Raw genomic sequence first — 18,699 nt, forward strand, 5'->3', positions numbered from 1 at the left:
CCGCCGCCGGGCCGCCCGCCGGCCATCTGGCCTGTTGCCGCCGGTCGGCACGGGCCACCACCGTTCTGCCTACCGCCGCCTGACGGTCGCTCAGGCCGGTGCCTCGATCGCGGCGCTGTCCTCGTCGTCCTCGGGAAGGAACCCGGGCAGCCAGGACTCCAGTTCGTCCCGCAGCCGCACGGTGGCGTTCAGCTGGCACAGCACACCGATGGTGCTCAGCGTCACCCGGTGTATCAGCAGGTAGGACGGCGGCAGATTGAGCTGCTTGCCCAGCTGATGTGCGGGGGAGCGGATGTCGGCAATCCTCGCGGCCTGGGTCCGCATCCAGCTCCGGGTGAAGGTGAACTCCTGCGCCTCCGCGGGCTCGATGATCGGCACCAGATACTCGTGCACCGCGTCCGGGTCGAGCTCGATCTCGTCCTTGACGAAGCCCTCCGAGCGCAGCAGGTCGTACACCGCGTCGGCCTCGCCCTCCAGCGTCATCCGCAGGCAGTCGCCGATGGTCTGGGGCAGCCCGCCGGGCAGCCGGTCCACCGTGCCGAAGTCCAGCACGCCGAGCCGCCACGTCTCGCCGTCCTCGTCGGGGAGCAGCCGGAAGTTCCCCGGGTGCGGATCTGCGTGCAGCAGTCCGGTGCGGGCCGGACCCGAGAACAGGAAACGCGCCAGCAACTGTCCGGCCCGGTCCCGCTGCTCCTCCGTGCCGTGCGCGATCACTTCGGCCAGCGGGATGCCGTCGATCCACTCCGTCACCAGCACCTGGTCGGACTGGTGCACCACATCGGGCACGAGCACATCGGGATCGTCCGCGAACTCCGCCGCGTGCTCACTCTGCGCCTGCGCCTCCAGCTCGTAGTCGAGTTCCTCGGAGACCCGGTCGCGCAGTTCGGTGATCAGGGGCTTGATGTCCATCCCGGGGATGAGCGGCCCGAGCAGCCGGGCGAACCGGCTGAGCTGTGTGAGGTCGGAGAGCAGCGCTTCACCGGCTCCCGGGTACTGCACCTTCACCGCGACCTCACGCCCGTCGTGCCACACCGCGCGGTGCACCTGCCCGATCGACGCCGCGGCCGCGGGCTTGTCCTCGAAGCTCAGGAAGAAGTCCCGCCAGTCCTCGCCGAGCCGCTCGGCGAGAACCGCGTGGACGGTGCGCGTCGGCATGGGTGGTGCGGCGTCCTGGAGCTTGGTGAGCGCCGCGCGGTAGGGACCGGCGATGTCCTCGGGCAGCGCGGACTCGAAGACGGACATGGCCTGCCCGAACTTCATCGCCCCGCCCTTGAGCTCACCGAGCACCTTGAACAGCTGCTCCGCGGTGCGTTGTTGCAGCTCCTTGGCGACGATCTCCGCGGACTTGCCGCCGATCCGCTTTCCCAGACCCCATGTGGCACGGCCGGCGAACCCCAGTGGCAGTGCGGCCAACTTGGCCGTCCGGGTGACCGCCTTACGCGGAAGATCAGACATGCGCCCCTCCAATTCCCCGACAGCAGCCGAGCCGCGTACGGCGGTTACCCGGCCATTGTCTCGTGCGACGGCCCGAAGTCCGAGGTGTGCTCCCTCTCACTCTTCCCATGTGCACCGCAGACGCAGTCGATGTGCGGCGAGATCCTCTCCGATCGCCAGTCCAGCAGCGGCAGCGAGTTCTCCCAGCGCGCTCCTGTACTGGTGGGCAGTTCTCCGTCGAGGAAGGACAGCGCATGCGCCGCCGCGGTCCCCGCCACCAGTGTGGCGAGTGCGATGTCACATGCCGGCACCGCCCCACTGCGACGGCCCGCCGAACGCCACTGTGCCAGGAGCCGTCGCCATCCGGGGTCACGGTCCGCCCGGCCCAGTTCGAGACATCCGGCACATGCCGTGCCGCCGGGCAGCACCAGCGGCCCCACCACACCGGTCGCCTCGATCACACCGGCGTACAGATGCGGAGTGCCGGTGGCGATCCAGTCGGCGGCCCCGGCGGGGTCGGGTGCGTAGGCGGCGAGACCGTCGCGTGGGCACACGACGACCAGCGACAGGCCGGGCTCGGCGCCCGCGTCTCCTGCTGCGGAGTCTCCCCCTGCCGCCGGCGCGGACTGCGGCGTTGGTGTCGAGGCCGACGACGACACCGACCGTGCCCGACCCCATTGCCGTAGTGGCGGGACCGCGGCGGACCGCCGGACCAGCTGACGGGCCGTCGTGTCCCTTCTGTCACCGACCGCTCCCGCCGACAGGCCGCCCGGAGCGATGTCCCACGGCTCGGTGCACCCGCCGTCCAGCACCTCGACCCGTCCGACCCCGGCCGAGGAGAGCAGCGCGGCGACGGTCGCCCCGACCCGCCCCGCGCCCCGGACCTGGACGCGCATGGCCGGGCGGGCAGCCAGTCGCCGTATCCCACCGCCTGGTTCCGGATGGACCACGGAGAGCGTCGCCAGATCGGGACGCAGGCGGTCGAGAGCGCCCGCCCGCTGCCGTAAGGCATCGGCCTCCGGCCCGCCCGTTGTCGCATCGTCGAGCAGTCCCGCCGTGCTCAGCCGTCTGACCAGAGCATCCACCTGCCCGTCCGGCATGCCCATCACCCGGGCCTCCTCGCGCAGCAGCGGAAGACCACGTGTGCCGTCGAGCAGCTCCAGCAGAGCGCCCGTCGCCGTGTCCACGGGCCCGACCACGACCGCGTGCGCGGGTGTCACCCCGAACTGCACGGTCTGCCGCTCCCGCCATGCACGCCTCAGCGCCGGCTTCACCATCGGATGCATTTCCACTTCCCCCTTGATAACCGCGAACCGAAGAACCTTGCGGAGCGAGAACCGAGACCGCCAGAACCCGAGACCTCCAGAACCCGCAGAACCGTGAGTAACCGAAGAATGATCAAGAACGGCTCTCCGCTGATCCGTTGTCAGAATGCCCGGCCGCGTCGAAGGGTGTGAAAAGTTATCCACAGGCTTGGGGTGTTAGTCGTTCAAATGGTGCAGCCAAGGGGTGGATCAAGATCGAACCGTTCCGGAGGCGGGACTTCCCCCACCGGCAACGGGTAACGTCGGGGCGTGTCCGTCGACCCTTCCCCTCGCGTCGCTGGGGAGACACCACCGCACAGTGCGGGAAGTCAACAGCGCAGCGTGCCAGGCCGCCCGTCCCGCGGATCGGGGACCAGTGCGGTCGAGGTCCGCAGGAGCGCGCGCCGCAACAGAACGGTCTCCGCCTATCGGGAGGGCGACCGGACCATCGTCCTGATTCCCGCCCGGATGTCGGAGGCGGAGGAGCAGCGCTGGGTGGGCGTCATGCTCGACAAGCTCGCCGCCCAGGAGAGCAAGCGGATCCTCGGTGACAGCGAACTGACCGAGCGTGCCGAGCGGTTGTCCGCCCAGTACTTCGACGGGCGCGCAAGACCGACATCCGTGAGATGGGTGACGAATCAGAACACCCGCTGGGGCTCCTGCACCCCGGCCGAGGGCAGCATCCGTCTCTCGCACCGGCTGCAGGGCATGCCCGAGTACGTCGTCGACTATGTGCTCGTCCACGAACTGGCGCATCTCCTGGTGCCCGGTCACGGCCCGCGGTTCTGGCGGCTGCTGGAGGCGTATCCCCGTACGGAGCGCGCCCGGGGCTATCTCGAGGGCGTCGTGGCCGCCGACCGGCTGCCGCACCTGCCCGTCACCGGCGGGGAATGACCCCCGACCGGCCATGATCCCGTGTACCGAATGTGTCCCGGCCTGCGTCCGGACTTGGCTCAATGTCGGTTTGAGCCGTTAGCCTGACGCGACGTATTCACCTTCGGGATGGGGGACGGTCGTTACGCATGGCCAGGGAATTCCAACGCGGCCACAAGGCCAAGATCAGTGATCTCACGCCGGGAACGGATCTGTACGTAGGTGTGCAGATCGCGGCTCCTGGGCTGACCTTCGACATCAGCTGCTTCGGCCTCGACGCCAACGAGCAGCTCTCCGACGACCGGTACTTCATCTTCTTCAATCAGCCGAAGTCGCCCGAGGAGTCCGTTCAGCTGCTGGGCGCGCAGGCCGGTGACACCGAGTCCTTCCGCGTCACGCTCGACCGTATTCCGGCGAACATCCACAAGCTCTCCTTCACCGCCACGATCGACGGTGCCGGACAGATGTCGCAGGTCGGTCCGGGATACATCCGTATCGTCGCCGGCGGCGAAGAGGTCGTCCGGTATCCGTTCAACGGCTCGGAGTTCACCACCGAGCGCGCGGTGATGCTGGGCGACTTCTATCTGAAGGACGTCTGGCGTTTCGCCGCCATCGGGCAGGGCTTCGACGGCGGACTCGACGCCCTGCTGAAGAACTTCGGCGGCGAGGTCGCCGAGGAGCAGCCGTCGGCCCAGCAGCCCCAGGCCGCACCGTCGTTCGGGCCGCCCGCCCAGGCGACGGCACCTCCGTCGTTCGGCGCACCCGCCGCCCCGCAGGCTCCGCAGCCCGCGCCGTCGTTCGGTGCACCGGCCGCGCAGGCCCCGGCTCCGGCGAACCCGCAGATGCATACCGCGCCCACGGTCGCGGCCCCGATGCCCCCGCAGGGCACGATGCCGCCGCCCGCGCCTTCGCCGTACGGGCAGCCGCCTCAGCAGCCGCAGTTCGGACAGGTGCCGGGACAGCAGCCCGGGCAGATGCCGGGACAGTTCCCGGGTCAGGCCCAGCCGCCCGGCGCGCCCGCGCCGTACGGTCAGCAGGCTCCCTACGGACAGCCCCAGGGGATGCCTCCGGGCGCACCACAGGGCGTCCCGCAGGGAGCCCCGCAGGGCGGTGCCGGCCTCCAGGCCGCGCTCCAGCCCTACCGCGAGACGGCCACAGGCCAGCGCTGGACCCCGCAGAACCAGCAGTTGATGCGGGTCGACCTCACCATGGGCGGCACGCCCGTCCTGGCCCGTCAGGGCAGCATGGTGATGTACCAGGGCAAGGTGGACTTCGGCCACAAGGGCGCGGGCTTCGCCGGTCGCGTGGTCGGCAATGCGACGGGCCAGGAGATGCAGCTGATGCGCTGTTCCGGCCGCGGTCAGGTCTTCCTCGCGGAGGAGGGCGCGCATCTGCATCCGATCGAGCTCCAGGGCGACGGCATCTGCGTCTCCGCGGAGAACGTCCTCGCGTTCGACGAGTCCCTCCAGTACGAGGTCCGTCGCATCGAGGGCCACGGCATCCCCGGCGGCGCGCTGTTCACCATGCAGTTCCAGGGCACCGGCACCGTCGTCGTGAAGACGCACGGCATCCCGGTCGTCCTGCCGGTCACGCCGACCACCTTCGCCGACTGCAATGCCGTCGTCGCCTGGTCGTCCGCGTCCCAGGTGATCCTCTCCAGCCAGGTCCGGCTGCGCCGCAACGCGTACCCGGGGCACAGCGGGGAGACGATCAACCTCCAGTTCCGGGGCGCCCCCGGCAACTTCATCGTCGTCCAGCCGTACGAGGTCTGAGGGAGCCCGAAGACATGAACCAGCAACTTGCGGGCTTCGCCCCGACTCCGATCACGGCCCGTATGGAGAACCACGGCCGGTCGATGCTCAAGGTCGCCATGGCCTCCGGCCAGGACCTGTACGCACGCACCGGCTCGATGGTCGCCTACGAGGGCTTCGTCCAGTACGAGCCCAACCCGCCCGGCGTCCGCCAGGTCGCCTCGCAGTGGGTGACCGGCGAGGGTGCGCCCATCATGAAGTGCTCCGGCGACGGGCTGCTGTATCTCGCCGACTACGGCGCCGATGTGGTTGTCATCAATCTCAACAACGACTCCCTCTCCGTCAACGGCACCAATCTGCTCGCCTTCGACGCGCACCTCCAGTGGGGCGTCGAGCGGGTCAAGGGCCTGGCCAAGTTCGCCGGCCAGGGCCTGTGGAACGTGGAGATCGCGGGCACCGGTTGGGTCGCGCTGACCTCTCGCGGCACGCCGATCGTCGTCGACTGCGGCCGTGGCGAGGACGAGACGTACGTCGACCCGGACGCCCTGGTCGCGTGGTCCCCGAACCTCAAGGTGAAGGGCAAGCGCAGTTTCAAGGCCTCCTCCCTCGTCGGACGGGGCAGCGGCGAGGCGTACCAGATGGCCTTCTCGGGCCAGGGCATCGTCGTCGTACAGCCGAGCGAGGACAGCACGGACCGCCTGCGGGTCCGGGGCTGAGGGGGAGCGAACACATCATGCAGAGCCCACTTTTCAATCACGCGGAACAGCAGTCCCAGGACCGCTACGTCGTCCAGAACCCGCAGCTGCTGCGGGTCGCGCTCACCGGGCAGGACGACGTTCTCGCCCGCAAGGGCGCGATGGTCGCCTATCAGGGGCTGATGGATTTCGACGGTGAGTACCAGAGCGGTCAGCAGCGCCGCGCCCGCGCCAACACCGGCGAGGGCCTGGATCTGATGCGCTGTTCCGGACAGGGCACCGTCTACCTCGCGAACCTCGCCCAGTACATCCATGTCGTCGACGTCGACCAGGAGGGCATGACGGTCGACAGCGCCTATGTCCTGGCGCTCGACTCGACGCTGCACACCGAGGTCATCGCGGTCGACAGCCAGTACGGGATCTCCGGTTCGGGCAAGTACCAGCTCAACATCTCCGGCCGGGGCAAGGTCGCGCTCATGACCTCGGGTCAGCCGCTGATGATGCAGGTCACCCCGGACAAGTACGTCAATGTCGACGCCGACGCGATCGTCGCCTGGTCGTCGGGTCTGCGCGTGCAGATGCAGTCCCAGACGCACTCCTCGGGCGTACGGCGCAGGCGCGGCAACACCGGCGAGGGCTGGGAGCTCAACTTCCTCGGCCAGGGTTTCGCGCTGGTGCAGCCGAGCGAGGTCATGCCGCCGCAGAACGCGGAGATCGGCCAGGGCCTGCGCGCCCAGTTCGGTGCGGGCCAGCACGGCTCGCACGCCCAGAACCAGAACAACGCCTGGAACTGAGCAACGCCGCGGCGCACATGCATCGTGCTGCGCGCACGTAAGGGGCGGCCTCCCTGGAGGCCGCCCCTTACTCGTGCCTGGCTACGGCACCGTGCGGGCTTACAGCGCGACCCGCGTCCGCTCCACCAGGCGGACGACCGACTCGTCGGCCACGTCCGGCACCTCGGCGTAGGCGAACCAGCGCAGATCCAGCGACTCGTCGCTGATCTCCTCCACGGCTCCGGCGGGAGCCAGCGCCGCGTACTGGACGTCCAGATGCCAGTTGCAGGGCGAGGGAATCGCATGGCGGTCCAGGCGGACAGGGCCGCCGGGAAGCAGCGTCAGTCCGTCGATCCCGGACTCCTCGGCGGCCTCCCGCAGTGCTGCTGAGGCGAGCGTCGTGTCACCGGGCTCGCAGTGGCCGCCCATCTGGAGCCACATGCCGAGCTTCTTGTGCAACGTCAGCAGCACCCGCTCGCTCTCCGGGTCGACGACCAGGGCGCTGGCCGTCACATGACCCGCCTGGCAGGCCTTCCACATTCCGTCCGGGTGCGTCTCCAGATGGTCCAGGTAGAGCCCGCGCAGCTCCTCCTGGTCCTCGTAGCTCTTCAGCACGAGGACGGCGTCGTCGTACAGGCTCACCGGTCGGAGTCGTCCTTGCCGTCCGTGCCGCTGTCCGGACCCTGGTCCTCCGGGCCCTTGCCGCCGTCCGTGCTCTTGGTGTCGGGAGCGTCCGTCGGACCGGTGCCGCTCGTGCCGGCGTCGCCCTTGGTCGCGGCTTCACCCAGCATCTTGTCCAGCTCCGAGAAGTCGAGCTGCTCGCGGTGGACGAAGCCGTCCGGGTCGTCCAGATCCGACGCCGTCGGCAGCATGTCCGGGTGCTCCCACAGGGCGTCCCGGCCGTCCACGCCCCGCGCGTCCGTGAGCGAGGCCCAGAGCCGGGAGGCGTCCCGCAGCCGCCGCGGACGCAGCTGGAGACCGATCAGCGTCGCGAAGGTCTGCTCCGCGGGGCCGCCGGACGCACGCCGCCTGCGCAGCGTCTCGCGCAGGGCGCTCGCCGAGGTCAGCCGGGACGAGGCCGCCTCGTGGACCACCGCGTCCACCCAGCCCTCGACCAGCGCGAGCGCCGTCTCCAGACGGGCCAGCGCCGCCTTCTGCTGGGGGGTGTCCTCCGGCTGGAACATGCCCTGCTGGAGCGCCTCCTGCAGCTGCTCGGGGTTGCTCGGGTCGAACTGGCCGACCACGTCCTCCAGCTTGCCGGTGTCGACCTTGATCCCGCGGGCGTATCCCTCGACGGCCCCGAACAGATGCGAGCGAAGCCACGGCACATGGGCGAAGAGCCGCTGGTGGGCGGCCTCCCGCAGGGCCAGATACAGCCGCACCTCTTCCTTCGAGACCCCGAGGTCCTTGCCGAGCGCCGCGACGTTCAACGGGAGCAGCGCGGCCTTGCCGGCGGGGCCGAGCGGCAGACCGATGTCCGTGGAGCCGACCACCTCACCGGCCAGGACTCCGACGGCCTGCCCGATCTGCTGGCCGAACATCGCTCCACCCATGGAGCGCATCATCCCCAGCAGCGGGCCCGCCATGGCCTGCATCTCCTCGGGCAGTACATCGCCCATGGCCAGGCCGACGCGCTCGGCGACCGGATCGACGAGCTGCTTCCACGCCGGAAGCGTCGCCTCCACCCACTCGGCCCGGCTCCAGGCGACGGCCGTGCTCGCGCCTGAGGGGAGCGAGGTCGCTCCGTCCAGCCAGAGGTCGGCCAGACGCACCGCTTCCTCGACCGCGGTCCGCTCGGCAGGACCCACGCTCTCGTCCTTGGTGCCGTCCGGCGTGCCCTGGGAGACCGTCTGGCGCGCGATCTGCTGCGCCATGTCCCAGTTCACCGGTCCGCCCTCGTAGCTCAGCATCTGCCCGAGCTGCTGGAAGGCCGCACCCAGATCGTTCGGATTCAGGGAGCCGAACATGGCCGCGAACGGATTGTCGCCGCCGTCGCCGCCGAATCCGAAGGGATTGGAGGCCTGCCCGCCCTGGCCACCGCCGGCGGGATCCTTCTTCTTGCCTTCGTCGCCGTTCTCCGGCTCCTCCGGCGGAAGGCCGAATCCGAATGGGGTGTCACTCACGGGTTTCCTCGGCTCGTAGGGCCGCCGGCTCCGGGCCGGCGGCGAATGCCCGACAACACCACCAGCGTAGACATCCGCGCCGCATATGGGCTCGGTGCTCCGCCGACTCGTGGGCTGCGGCAGGATGGACGCCACCTGGTACGTACGTGTCATTCGCTTACGTACTGAAGACAACCGCTGGAGACGCCTGGTGAGTTCCCCAGATCCGCAGGTTCGCGGAGCGCGAAACCGCTCAACCCCGACCCCGGGCGAGGGGCCCGCAGGCCGGGGCCCCGTCGTCGCGGTGACCGGCGCCGCCACCGGCATCGGCGAACTGCTCGCCCGGCGGCTCGCCGACTCCGCCGAGGTCAAGCAGGTCGTCGCGATCGACGAGCGCAGGGGCGAGGTCGCCGAGGCGCAGTGGCACATCCTCGACGTGCGCGACCCCGCCATCGCGGAGAAGCTGCGCGGCGCCGACGTGGTGGTGCACCTGGCTCTCGATCTCGATCTGGATTCCGACGCGGCGGCCCGCACCGCCTACAACGTGCGCGGCACCCAGACCGTGCTCACCGCGGCAGCCGCCGCCGGTGTGCACCGGGTCGTGCTCTGCACGTCCGCCATGGTCTACGGGGCACTGCCCGACAACGACATCCCGCTGTCGGAGGACGCCGAGCTGCGCGCCACCGCCGAGGCCACCGGCGTCGGAGACCTCATGGAGATCGAGCGGCTCGCCCGCCGGGCTCCGCGCGCGCACCCCGGGCTCAATGTCACGGTGGTGAGACCCGCCGTCCTGGTGGGCGGCACTGACACCGCCCTCACCCGCTACTTCGAGTCGCCGCGCCTCCTCGTGGTCGCCGGATCGCGTCCCACCTGGCAGTTCTGCCACGTCGACGACCTGGTGAGCGCGCTGGAGTACGCCGCGCTGGAGAAGGTGGACGGGGAGCTCGCGGTCGGCTGCGACGGCTGGCTGGAGCAGGAGGAGGTCGAGGAGCTCAGCGGCATCCGCCGCATGGAGCTGCCCTCGGCCGTCGCCCTGGGCGCCGCCGCCCGGCTGCACCGGATCGGTCTCACCCCGTCCCCAGCGGGCGATCTGGCGTACACGATGCACCCCTGGGTCGTCAGCGTCAGCCGGCTGCACGACGCGGGCTGGCGTCCGCAGTGGACCAACGAGGAGGTCCTGGCGGCGCTGCTCGAAGAGGTGGAGGGCCGGCACACGGTCGCGGGCCGCCGCCTCGGCCGCAAGGACGCGACCGCGGCGGGTGCCGCCGGTGCGACGGTCGCCCTGCTCGGCACGGCGGCACTGGTCCGCCGGGCCCGCAAGGCGCGCCGCCGGCTGTAGGAGGCTCCAAGGCGGGGCGCGCCCGGCCGGTCGATCGGGCTATTCCGCGATGTCAGTGGCATGCGGCACGATGGCCGGCATGGCACGTACGCACGAGCACCCCGGCGAGCAGGCAGCTCCGGACCCCGTCCGCCTTCTCGCGATCCGCGACACCCCGCTCTCCGTCGACGAGGTCTTCGCGGCCGTCGGTGACGACGCCTCGGGCGGCACGGCGCTGTTCGTCGGCACCGTGCGCAATCACGACGGCGGCTCCGACGTGGACACCCTCGGGTACTCCTGCCATCCCTCGGCCGAGGCCGAGATGCGCCGGATCGCGGACCAGGTCGTCGCCCGATTCCCGGTGCGGGCGCTGGCGGCGGTGCACCGGGTCGGGGATCTCGCCATCGGGGACCTCGCGGTCGTCGTGGCGGTGTCCTGCCCGCATCGCGGGGAGGCGTTCGAGGCGTGCCGCAAGCTGATCGACGACCTGAAGCACGAAGTGCCGATCTGGAAGCACCAGAAATTCTCCGACGGCACCGAGGAGTGGGTGGGCGCGTAGGCCTGCCGGTTCCTGATCCGCCCGACCCCGGGATGGGTGCGCGCCCTTCCGTGAGCGGTCCGGACCCGGGTTCGTGCCGCCCCGTCCATGAACCGTCCTGCCCCCGGCGTGGAGCCCTCGACCACGGGTACCCGACAAGCCACAGCGGGGCCGTCACGACGGCACGGCACGCGAGCCTTCCCGGACCGCTCTCGTGGCCCGGCCGAAACCTGCGAACAGCCCAAGCGGCCCGATTTGCGTAACCGCCACCCTGCCGTGAGCGTTGAACTGGCAGATGGCTAATCTGCTGATCATTCAGTTGCTTTCGATCATGGGGTAGGGAGGTCGTGATGGCAGCACTCGCCTGGTTGTTGATTCCGCTGTTCGCTGCCGTCGGTGCTGCGATATGGGGAGGCTGGGCCCAGCGGCACCGGACAACCGGTGACGTGGCCGAGCTCGCCGGCTACGCGCGGTTCCGCGACGCGATGGAAAAAGCGGGCACCGGCAGAGATGCCGCCTGACGCGGTCCCGACCCTGACGCCGTCCGTGCGCAGTTGCCTTCCTGCCCCGTACGGACCGGCCCCGGCGGTGCGCTGACAGGCGCGTCCCGTACTGTCGTTCCATGCCACGCCGCACCGCGACGATGCTCGCCTCCACCCTCGTTCTGATCGCACTTCTGTGCGCCGGGGTGTTCATCAAAGTGCCGTACTCGGAGATGTCGCCCGGCCCCACCGTCAACACGCTCGGCGAGGCGCGTGGTGAGCCGGTTCTGGCGATCTCCGGCCGCAAGACCTACCCGACGACCGGTCATCTCAACATGACGACGGTCCGGGTCACCGGTGCGGACTACAACATGAACTTCGTCGAGGCCGTCTACGGCTGGCTGGCCCACGACAACGTCGTCGTTCCGCACGACACGCTCTACCCGGACGGCAAGACGGAAGAGCAGTCGACACAGGAGAACGCCGAGGAGTTCACCCAGTCGCAGGAGTCCGCGAAGGTTGCGGCGCTGAAGCAGCTGAAGATCCCGGTGAAGTCGCGGGTCGTCGTCTCCACGGTCATCAAGGACACGCCCTCCGAGGACCGACTGCACGCCGGCGACGTGATCCGTGCCGTCGACGGAGCCGCCGTCGAGCAGCCGGCCGACGTCGCCAAGCTGGTCACCAAGCACAAGCCCGGCGAGAAGGTCGTCTTCACGATCGTCCCGGCGAAGGCCGCTGCCGCCGCCGAGAAGGCGGGCAAGGAGCCGGACGCCACGGAGAAGGTCACGATCACCACGACCACGTCGGACACCGGCAACCGCGCGATCGTGGGTATCCAGGCGGGGATCGACCACACGTTCCCGTTCACGGTCGACATCAACCTCGCCGATGTGGGCGGCCCCAGCGCCGGTCTGATGTTCGCGCTGGGCATCGTCGACAAGCTCACCCCCGGAAACCTCACCGGCGGCAAGTTCGTCGCGGGCACCGGCACCATCGACGACCTGGGCAAGGTCGGTCCCATCGGTGGCATCGAGATGAAGCTGGTGGGCGCCCGGAACGCGGGGGCGGAGTACTTCCTGACGCCGAACGACAACTGCGCGTCGGCCGCCTCGGACATCCCCGACGGGCTGACCCTCGTGAAGGTCAACACCATCGAGGACGCCGCGAAGTCGCTGGAGAAGATCAGGTCGGGCAGCACGGCGGGGCTGCCGAGCTGCACGACCGGCTGAGCGGCTGCCGGCTGACCGACCCGGCTGAGCACCGGAGCCCGTCGTCCTGGCAACGCGGCGAGCGCGCGCCGATCGACGGACCCCGGACGCCTACGCCTCGAACGTCGCCGACAGCGCTTCCGCCAGACCCGGCACCAGGTCCGAACCCGTCAACACCTCGGTCGCGGAGTCCTTCTCGCGGAGCCGCAGCGCAGACTCACGGGCGCCGTCGCGGAGCACCGCCACGGTCATGCGCACCTCCTGGCGGGCCGGGTGAGCGGCCACCCACTTGGTGAGCGCGGCGTCATCGAGACCTTCGGGCACCGACGCCTCCGCCGATGCGGGAAGCATCTGGCGCTCCACGGTCAGCGCGCAGCCGGCCACCGCGTCCGGCCACGCGATGGTGCCGAGGAACTCGTCCAGGGGAGTGCCGGCGGGAATCTCGTCCTGCTCGATCGGGGTCAGCGGAGCGCCGGCGGCGTCGCCGCCGAGTCCGAGCTGGTTGGCGAGGCCGGGCTCCTGGGTGCGCAGCTGTGCGGTGTCGACGAGGGCGAACAGCCTGGCCGGCCGGTCCCAGCCGAGGCCGGAGGCGTACTCGTCGATTTCGAGCACAGCGCGGGTCAGTGGGCTGGCGGCCATCGGGGGGCCGGAGGAAGAACTATTGGGCATGCCCAATATCCTGCCTCCTTCCGGCCCCGATACGGGAACTAGGTAAAGCCTCAGTAAGTTGCAGTAGTGGGCTCTACGATCGCGGGGCCCGTTTCACACGACCGCGAACTTCGAGGTGCGCACGTTGGCTTTCCAGATGCCGGACCGCGGCGGAGGCCCGACCGGGCCACGGATCAGAGTGGGCCGGCCGTCCCGGCGCGTCCGCACCCTGCTCATGACACTGGGCGTGCTGGCCGTGCTGGCCATGGCGTTCGTCATGTTCGCCGGGTTCTGGACGGACTGGCTCTGGTACCGCTCAGTCCACTACTCCTCGGTGTTCACCACCACTCTGTGGACCAAGATCGGGCTGTTCGCCGTCTTCGGTCTGCTCATGGCGGGAGCCGTCGGGCTGAACATCTGGCTCGCGCACCGGCTGCGCCCGCCGCTCAGCGCGATGTCGCTGGAGCAGCAGAGCCTCGATCGCTACCGGATGAGCATCGCCCCGTACAAGAAGTGGGTGCTCCTCGCGATCACCGCTCTGGTCGGGCTGATCGCCGGCGCGTCCGCCACCGGTCAGTGGCGGACCTGGCTGATGTGGGTCAACGGCGTGCCCTTCGGTCAGAAGGACCCGCAGTTCAAGATGGACGTGTCGTTCTACGCGTTCGACCTGCCCTGGTACCGCTTCCTGCTCGGCTTCGGCTTCGCGGCCGCCGTGCTCTCGCTGATCGCCGCCGCGCTGACGCACTACCTGTACGGCGGGCTGCGCATCACCAGCCCCGGCGCCCGGGCGACCGGGGCGGCCACCGGCCATCTCTCGGTGCTGCTCGGTGTCTTCGTCTCGCTGAAGGCCGTGGCGTACTGGCTCGACCGGTACGGCCTCGCGGTGAAGTCCAGTGACTTCAAGGCCACGGGGAACTGGACAGGCCTGCGGTACGTGGACGCCAACGCCTATCTGCCGGCGAAGACGATCCTGTTCTGCATCGCGGTCATCTGTGCCCTGCTCTTCTTCGCGACGCTCTGGCGGCGTACGTGGCAGCTGCCCGTCATCGGCTTCGGCCTGATGGTCCTGTCCGCGATCCTCATCGGCGGTCTCTACCCGGCGATCGTGCAGAAGTTCCAGGTCCAGCCGAACGAGCAGGCCAAGGAAAGTCCGTACATCAAGAAGAACATCGATGCCACGCGCGAGGCGTACGGCATCGACAGCGCCAAGCCCGAGGACTACGAGGGCAAGGGCAACCCGCAGCGGAAGGCGCAGCAGCGCGAGGCGGCCACGTCGGCGGCGAGTTACCGCGTCGTCGACTCCAACGTCGTCTCGCCCGCCTTCCAGCAGCTCCAGCAGGAGCGCAAGTACTACCAGTTCCCCGCGACGCTGGACGTCGACCGGTACACCGGCTCCGACGGCAAGCCGCAGGACACGGTCATCGGTCTGCGCGAGCTCAACATCACGGGCATCCCGAAGAGCAACTGGATCAACGACCACTTCACCTACACCCATGGCTACGGCGCGATCTCGGCCAAGGGCACCAGCGTGATCACCGATCCGAACCAGGGCACCGTCGGCTCACCGGACTTCACCGAGGCCGGCATGCCCACCAAGGGCCAGCTCGGGAAGTACGAGCAGCGGATCTACTACGGCGAGAAGACCGAGCAGTACTCGATCGTCGGCGGTCCGCAGAAGGAGCTCGACTACGAGGCCAGCGTCGGCCCCACCAAGTACACGAGCTACCAGGGCAAGAGCGGCGTCAGCCTCTCCAACCCGCTGAACCGCGCCGCGTACGCGGTGGCCTTCAGCGAGCCGCAGATCCTGTACTCGGGTGCTGTCGGGGAGGGTTCGCGGATTCTCTACAACCGCACCCCCAAGGAGCGCGTCGAGGCGGTCGCCCCCTGGCTGACGATCGACGGCGACGCCTACCCGGCGGTCGTCGACGGCCGTATCCAGTGGATCGTCGACGCGTACACCACGACCAACGGCTACCCGTACGCCTCGCGTACGACGCTCGGCGACACCACGACCGACTCGCTGACCACCAACCAGCGCGCGGTCGTCGCCCAGCAGAACCAGGTCAACTACATCCGGAACTCGGTGAAGGCGACCGTCGACGCGTACGACGGCTCGGTGAAGCTGTTCCAGTGGGACACCGAGGACCCCGTCCTGAAGACCTGGATGAAGGCCTTCCCGGGCACGGTGAAGTCCAAGGCCGACATCTCGCCCGCGCTCAAGGCCCATCTGCGCTACCCGCAGGACATGTTCAAGGTCCAGCGGGAGCTGCTCACCCGGTACCACGTCACGGAGCCCGAGCAGTTCTACAGCGGCAGTGACGCCTGGCAGGTGCCGGACGACCCGACGAACAAGGACACCAGCGCGGTCCCGCCGTACTACCTGAGTCTGAAGATGCCCGGGGAATCGGCGCAGAAGTTCTCGCTGACGACGACGTTCACGCCGGCCGGACGCCCCAACCTGGGTGCGTTCATGGCCGTCGACGCCGACGCCACCAGCAAGGGCTACGGCTCGATCAGACTGCTGAGAGTGACCTCGACCGTCCAGGGTCCGACACAGGTGCAGAGTGAGCTGAACGGTGTGCCAGAAGTGGCCACGTTCGTCCGGGACCTCAGAGGTACCGACTCGGACATCGAGTACGGAAATCTCCTGACGGTGCCGCTCGACGGCGGGTTCCTCTACATCGAGCCGGTGTACGCCCGAGGCGGCAGTGCGAACTATCCGCTGCTGAAGAAGGTGGCCGTCGCGTACGGCGGAGGCAAACCGGTCTTCAAGGACAGCCTGACGGAGGCGCTCGACGCGGTCTTCGCACAGGAAGGCGCCGAGCCGCCACCGACGACGACGCCACCGACACCACCGGGGGACGGCACCACCAAGCCGCCGCCGGCGACCGGTGACGCCGCGCTCAAGGGCGCCATCGCCGACGTGCTGAAGGCACACCAGGACGCCGAGGCCGCGCTGGCGAAGACGCCGAAGGACTGGGAGGCGTACGGCAGGGCCCAGGAGCAGCTGGACGCGGCCCTGGCACGGCTGAACGCGGCTCAGGGCAAACCGAGTCCCAGCCCGTCCCCGTAGCTGCTGAACAGGCAACACTCCGCGTCGTGATAGTGTTTCAACACAACGACGCGGGGTGGAGCAGCTCGGTAGCTCGCTGGGCTCATAACCCAGAGGTCGCAGGTTCAAATCCTGTCCCCGCTACTGAAACGAAGAGGGCCCGGATCCTTTTGAGGATCCGGGCCCTCTTCGCGCGTATGTGCTGCCGGTGGGAACTGGGCGCGCCGTGGGGCGAGTTGGCCGTCAACGTGTTTGACTTATCTCTCTGTGGGCATGTCGACAAAACGCTGAAGTGACCTTACTGGCTGCGGTATACCAGGTGTACGCGGGTTGCAGGTGGTGCGACGATGGAATTTATGGGGGACAGGGCAACTCTGTTGGAGACAGGGCGGTTTGTGCAGCAGCATGCCGGTAACGCGGCAGATGTGACCAGCGCTGCCGACGCCGCGGACACTCCTGCCGCGAGCCAGGTCGACGGCGTGGGCGCCACTGAGGGCGCCGACTCCGTGGAGAGCGCCGGGGCCGAGGAGCGATACCGCCGTGCGGCGGAGAGTGGCGACACCGCGTCGATGAGCGTGCTCGGCGCGCTGCTGATGCGCCGTGGCGACCTCGACGGTGCGGAGCCCTATCTGCGGGCCGCCACCTCCGAGGGCGACCGTGCGGCCGCCAACAACCTGGGTGTCCTGCTCCACCAGCGCGGTTACGCGGACGAGGCGGCCGGCTGGTGGCGTATCGCCGCCGTCGCCGGCTCGGCCGCCGCGGCGCATGCCCTCGGCCGCCACTTCCGCGAGCGCGGTGACGAGCCCGCCGCCGAGTACTGGCTGCGCCAGTCCGCCGAGCAGGGCCATGCCCTGGGGGCGTACGCACTCGCCGATCTGCTGGAGCACCGCAGTGACGTGGGCGCCGAACGCTGGCTGCGTGCCGCCGCCGAGCAGGGCCATCGTGAAGCGGCCTACCGGCTCGCCCGTGCGCTGGAGCGCCGGGCGGCGGACGAGGCCCGCGCCGGCGGGGACGCGGGCCTCCTGGTCGTCCGCACGGACGGCGATGCGGCAAGCGCCGCCGATGGCGCGTGCGCGTCTCCCGGCGGCCGGGGCCGTGACACCGGTGCGCCCTCCGGCCGCGCCGGTCCGGAGGACCAGGCGGGCCCGGAGCCCACCGTCCTGGACGAGGCCGCCCAGTGGTACCGGCAGGCCGCCGCCCGGGGACACCGCAGGGCCGCGCTGCACCTCGGCGCGATCCTCGAGAAGCGGGGAGAGCTGAAGGAAGCGGGCCGCTGGTACCTCACCTCGGCCAAGGACGGCGAGGCGCGTGCCGCGTGCGCGCTCGGCTTCCTGCTGCGTGACGCCGGTGACGAGGAGAGCGCCGCCGTCTGGTGGCTGCGCGCTGCCCAGGAGGGCGACGGCAACGCCGCCAACGCCCTGGGCGCCCTGCACGCCGCCCGTGGCGAGCAGCAGACCGCCGAGCGCTGGTACCGCGCCGCCATGGACGCGGGCGACGTCAACGGCGCCTACAACCTGGGGCTGCTCTGCGCCGCCCAGGACCGCACCGCCCAGGCCGAGCAGTGGTACCGCCGTGCCGCCTACGCGGGGCACCGGGAGGCCGCCAACGCGCTCGCCGTGCTGCTGCTGCAGTCCGGCGACGCCACGGGCGCCGAGCCGTGGTTCTCCAAGGCGGCCGAGGCCGGCAGCGTGGACGCCGCTTTCAACCTGGGCATCCTCCACGTCGGCCGGGACGACGACCGTACGGCTCTGGTCTGGTACGCCAGGGCCGCGGCCGCGGGCCACACCGAGGCGGCGCTCCAGGTCGGCATAGCGCTGCTACGCGACGGCGACGACCGGGCCGCCGAGCGCCATCTGCGGTGCGCGGCCGGCGGCGGCAGCCCCGAGGCGGCCTTCCGGCTCGCGACGCTGCTGGACTCCCGTCAGCCGCCCCCGGGCGCGCCGGCGCTCGGCGAGCCGCCGGCGGAGAAGACCGAGTGCGAGGAGTGGTACGAGCGTGCCGCCGAGCAGGGGCACCGCCGTGCCCAGGTGCGGGTCGGCATGCTGGCCGCCGCCCGCGGCGACATGGCGGAGGCGGACCGCTGGTACCGCGAGGCCGCCGAGGCGGGCAGCCGCAACGGCGCCTTCAACCTCGGGCTGCTCCTCGCCCGTGAGGGCAACGAGCGCGAGGCGGCTCTGTGGTGGACCCGGGCGGCGCGCGCGGGACACGGCCGGGCGGCACTGCGCCTGGCCCTGCTCGCCGCGCGCCGGGGCGAGCTCACCGAGGGCCAGCGCTGGTGCGCGCGTGCAGTGGAGCTCGGCCCGGCCGAGGTGGCGGAGCGTGCGGCCCGGCTGCGGGACGCGCTGCACCAGGAGCTCACCGCGTAACGGAGCTCACTCCGCACGGGCGCCAATGGATTTGCTCTGGTCGGTGGGGTGACGTAATGTTGTGTTCACCGACGCGGGGTGGAGCAGCTCGGTAGCTCGCTGGGCTCATAACCCAGAGGTCGCAGGTTCAAATCCTGTCCCCGCTACTGAAACCG

15 protein-coding genes and 2 tRNA genes are annotated in these 18,699 nt (G+C 70.1%); 12 read left to right on the top strand and 5 right to left on the bottom strand.

Annotation, left to right across the window (positions count from 1 at the left end; all coding sequences use genetic code 11):
* Nucleotides 1–90 precede the first annotated feature (90 nt).
* A complete protein-coding gene (locus ACQPWZ_RS24070; RefSeq protein ID WP_340475239.1) occupies nucleotides 91–1,455 on the bottom strand; it encodes an ABC1 kinase family protein in 1,365 nt (454 codons plus the stop codon).
* Between the two features lie 44 nt (nucleotides 1,456–1,499).
* The gene (locus tag ACQPWZ_RS24075; protein WP_433573860.1) at nucleotides 1,500–2,720 is read right to left on the bottom strand and encodes a ThiF family adenylyltransferase; all 1,221 of its coding nucleotides are present in this window, start codon (nucleotides 2,718–2,720) and stop codon (nucleotides 1,500–1,502) included.
* Between the two features lie 288 nt (nucleotides 2,721–3,008).
* Here ACQPWZ_RS24075 and ACQPWZ_RS24080 point away from each other — a divergent pair, with 288 nt between their 5' ends.
* The 4 genes from ACQPWZ_RS24080 to ACQPWZ_RS24095 all read left to right on the top strand — a co-directional run bounded on the left by ACQPWZ_RS24080 (nucleotide 3,009) and on the right by ACQPWZ_RS24095 (nucleotide 6,851).
* Nucleotides 3,009–3,632 (top strand): M48 metallopeptidase family protein, encoded by a 624-nt coding sequence (locus ACQPWZ_RS24080; RefSeq protein WP_340475242.1) that lies wholly within the window; start codon nucleotides 3,009–3,011, stop codon nucleotides 3,630–3,632.
* A gap of 128 nt (nucleotides 3,633–3,760) precedes the next feature.
* Nucleotides 3,761–5,383 (top strand): TerD family protein, encoded by a 1,623-nt coding sequence (locus ACQPWZ_RS24085; RefSeq protein ID WP_433572350.1) that lies wholly within the window; start codon nucleotides 3,761–3,763, stop codon nucleotides 5,381–5,383.
* A gap of 14 nt (nucleotides 5,384–5,397) precedes the next feature.
* Nucleotides 5,398–6,078 (top strand): AIM24 family protein, encoded by a 681-nt coding sequence (locus ACQPWZ_RS24090; RefSeq protein WP_313944234.1) that lies wholly within the window; start codon nucleotides 5,398–5,400, stop codon nucleotides 6,076–6,078.
* A gap of 17 nt (nucleotides 6,079–6,095) precedes the next feature.
* A complete protein-coding gene (locus ACQPWZ_RS24095; protein WP_340475244.1) occupies nucleotides 6,096–6,851 on the top strand; it encodes an AIM24 family protein in 756 nt (251 codons plus the stop codon).
* Nucleotides 6,852–6,950: 99 nt separating this feature from the next.
* Here ACQPWZ_RS24095 and ACQPWZ_RS24100 read toward each other — a convergent pair whose 3' ends face one another.
* Both ACQPWZ_RS24100 and ACQPWZ_RS24105 read right to left on the bottom strand, forming a co-directional pair.
* Entirely contained in the window at nucleotides 6,951–7,472 is a 522-nt protein-coding gene (locus ACQPWZ_RS24100) for an NUDIX hydrolase (protein WP_433572351.1), read from the bottom strand.
* Nucleotides 7,469–8,953, bottom strand: coding sequence for a zinc-dependent metalloprotease (locus ACQPWZ_RS24105; protein WP_433572352.1), 1,485 nt, complete (start codon nucleotides 8,951–8,953; stop codon nucleotides 7,469–7,471). Before ACQPWZ_RS24105 ends, ACQPWZ_RS24100 begins: the two co-directional genes overlap by 4 nt.
* A 190-nt stretch (nucleotides 8,954–9,143) precedes the next feature.
* Here ACQPWZ_RS24105 and ACQPWZ_RS24110 point away from each other — a divergent pair, with 190 nt between their 5' ends.
* The 4 genes from ACQPWZ_RS24110 to ACQPWZ_RS24125 all read left to right on the top strand — a co-directional run bounded on the left by ACQPWZ_RS24110 (nucleotide 9,144) and on the right by ACQPWZ_RS24125 (nucleotide 12,499).
* Complete coding sequence (locus ACQPWZ_RS24110; RefSeq protein ID WP_340475249.1) at nucleotides 9,144–10,271, top strand: SDR family oxidoreductase; 1,128 nt, start codon at nucleotides 9,144–9,146, stop codon at nucleotides 10,269–10,271.
* 79 nt (nucleotides 10,272–10,350) lie between these two features.
* Nucleotides 10,351–10,809, top strand: a complete 459-nt coding sequence (locus ACQPWZ_RS24115; RefSeq protein WP_313944229.1) for a molybdenum cofactor biosynthesis protein MoaE — start codon at nucleotides 10,351–10,353, stop codon at nucleotides 10,807–10,809.
* A 329-nt stretch (nucleotides 10,810–11,138) separates the two neighbouring features.
* Complete coding sequence (locus ACQPWZ_RS24120; protein WP_340475251.1) at nucleotides 11,139–11,309, top strand: hypothetical protein; 171 nt, start codon at nucleotides 11,139–11,141, stop codon at nucleotides 11,307–11,309.
* A 101-nt stretch (nucleotides 11,310–11,410) separates the two neighbouring features.
* A complete protein-coding gene (locus ACQPWZ_RS24125; RefSeq protein WP_433572353.1) occupies nucleotides 11,411–12,499 on the top strand; it encodes a YlbL family protein in 1,089 nt (362 codons plus the stop codon).
* Nucleotides 12,500–12,589: 90 nt separating this feature from the next.
* Here the strand turns inward: ACQPWZ_RS24125 and ACQPWZ_RS24130 are convergent, their stop codons facing one another.
* Nucleotides 12,590–13,147 carry a PPA1309 family protein gene (locus tag ACQPWZ_RS24130; protein WP_340475253.1) on the bottom strand — a complete coding sequence of 186 codons (558 nt, stop codon included), beginning with the start codon at nucleotides 13,145–13,147 and terminating at the stop codon, nucleotides 12,590–12,592.
* A 136-nt stretch (nucleotides 13,148–13,283) separates the two neighbouring features.
* Between ACQPWZ_RS24130 and ACQPWZ_RS24135 the strand changes: the two genes are divergently transcribed.
* The 4 genes from ACQPWZ_RS24135 (at nucleotide 13,284) to ACQPWZ_RS24150 (ending at nucleotide 18,690) form a co-directional block, all read left to right on the top strand.
* The gene (locus ACQPWZ_RS24135; RefSeq protein WP_340477987.1) at nucleotides 13,284–16,199 is read left to right on the top strand and encodes a UPF0182 family membrane protein; all 2,916 of its coding nucleotides are present in this window, start codon (nucleotides 13,284–13,286) and stop codon (nucleotides 16,197–16,199) included.
* A gap of 49 nt (nucleotides 16,200–16,248) precedes the next feature.
* A tRNA-Met gene (locus tag ACQPWZ_RS24140) sits at nucleotides 16,249–16,322 on the top strand.
* A 203-nt stretch (nucleotides 16,323–16,525) separates the two neighbouring features.
* Nucleotides 16,526–18,544: a tetratricopeptide repeat protein gene (locus ACQPWZ_RS24145; RefSeq protein ID WP_340475255.1), complete on the top strand. Its 2,019-nt coding sequence runs from the start codon at nucleotides 16,526–16,528 to the stop codon at nucleotides 18,542–18,544.
* A 72-nt stretch (nucleotides 18,545–18,616) separates the two neighbouring features.
* Nucleotides 18,617–18,690: transfer RNA gene (locus ACQPWZ_RS24150), tRNA-Met, on the top strand.
* The last annotated feature ends 9 nt before the right edge of the window (nucleotides 18,691–18,699 follow it).

Source organism: Streptomyces sp. CA-251247, from assembly GCF_050952975.1.
Taxonomy (GTDB): Bacteria; Actinomycetota; Actinomycetes; order Streptomycetales; family Streptomycetaceae; genus Streptomyces; species Streptomyces achmelvichensis.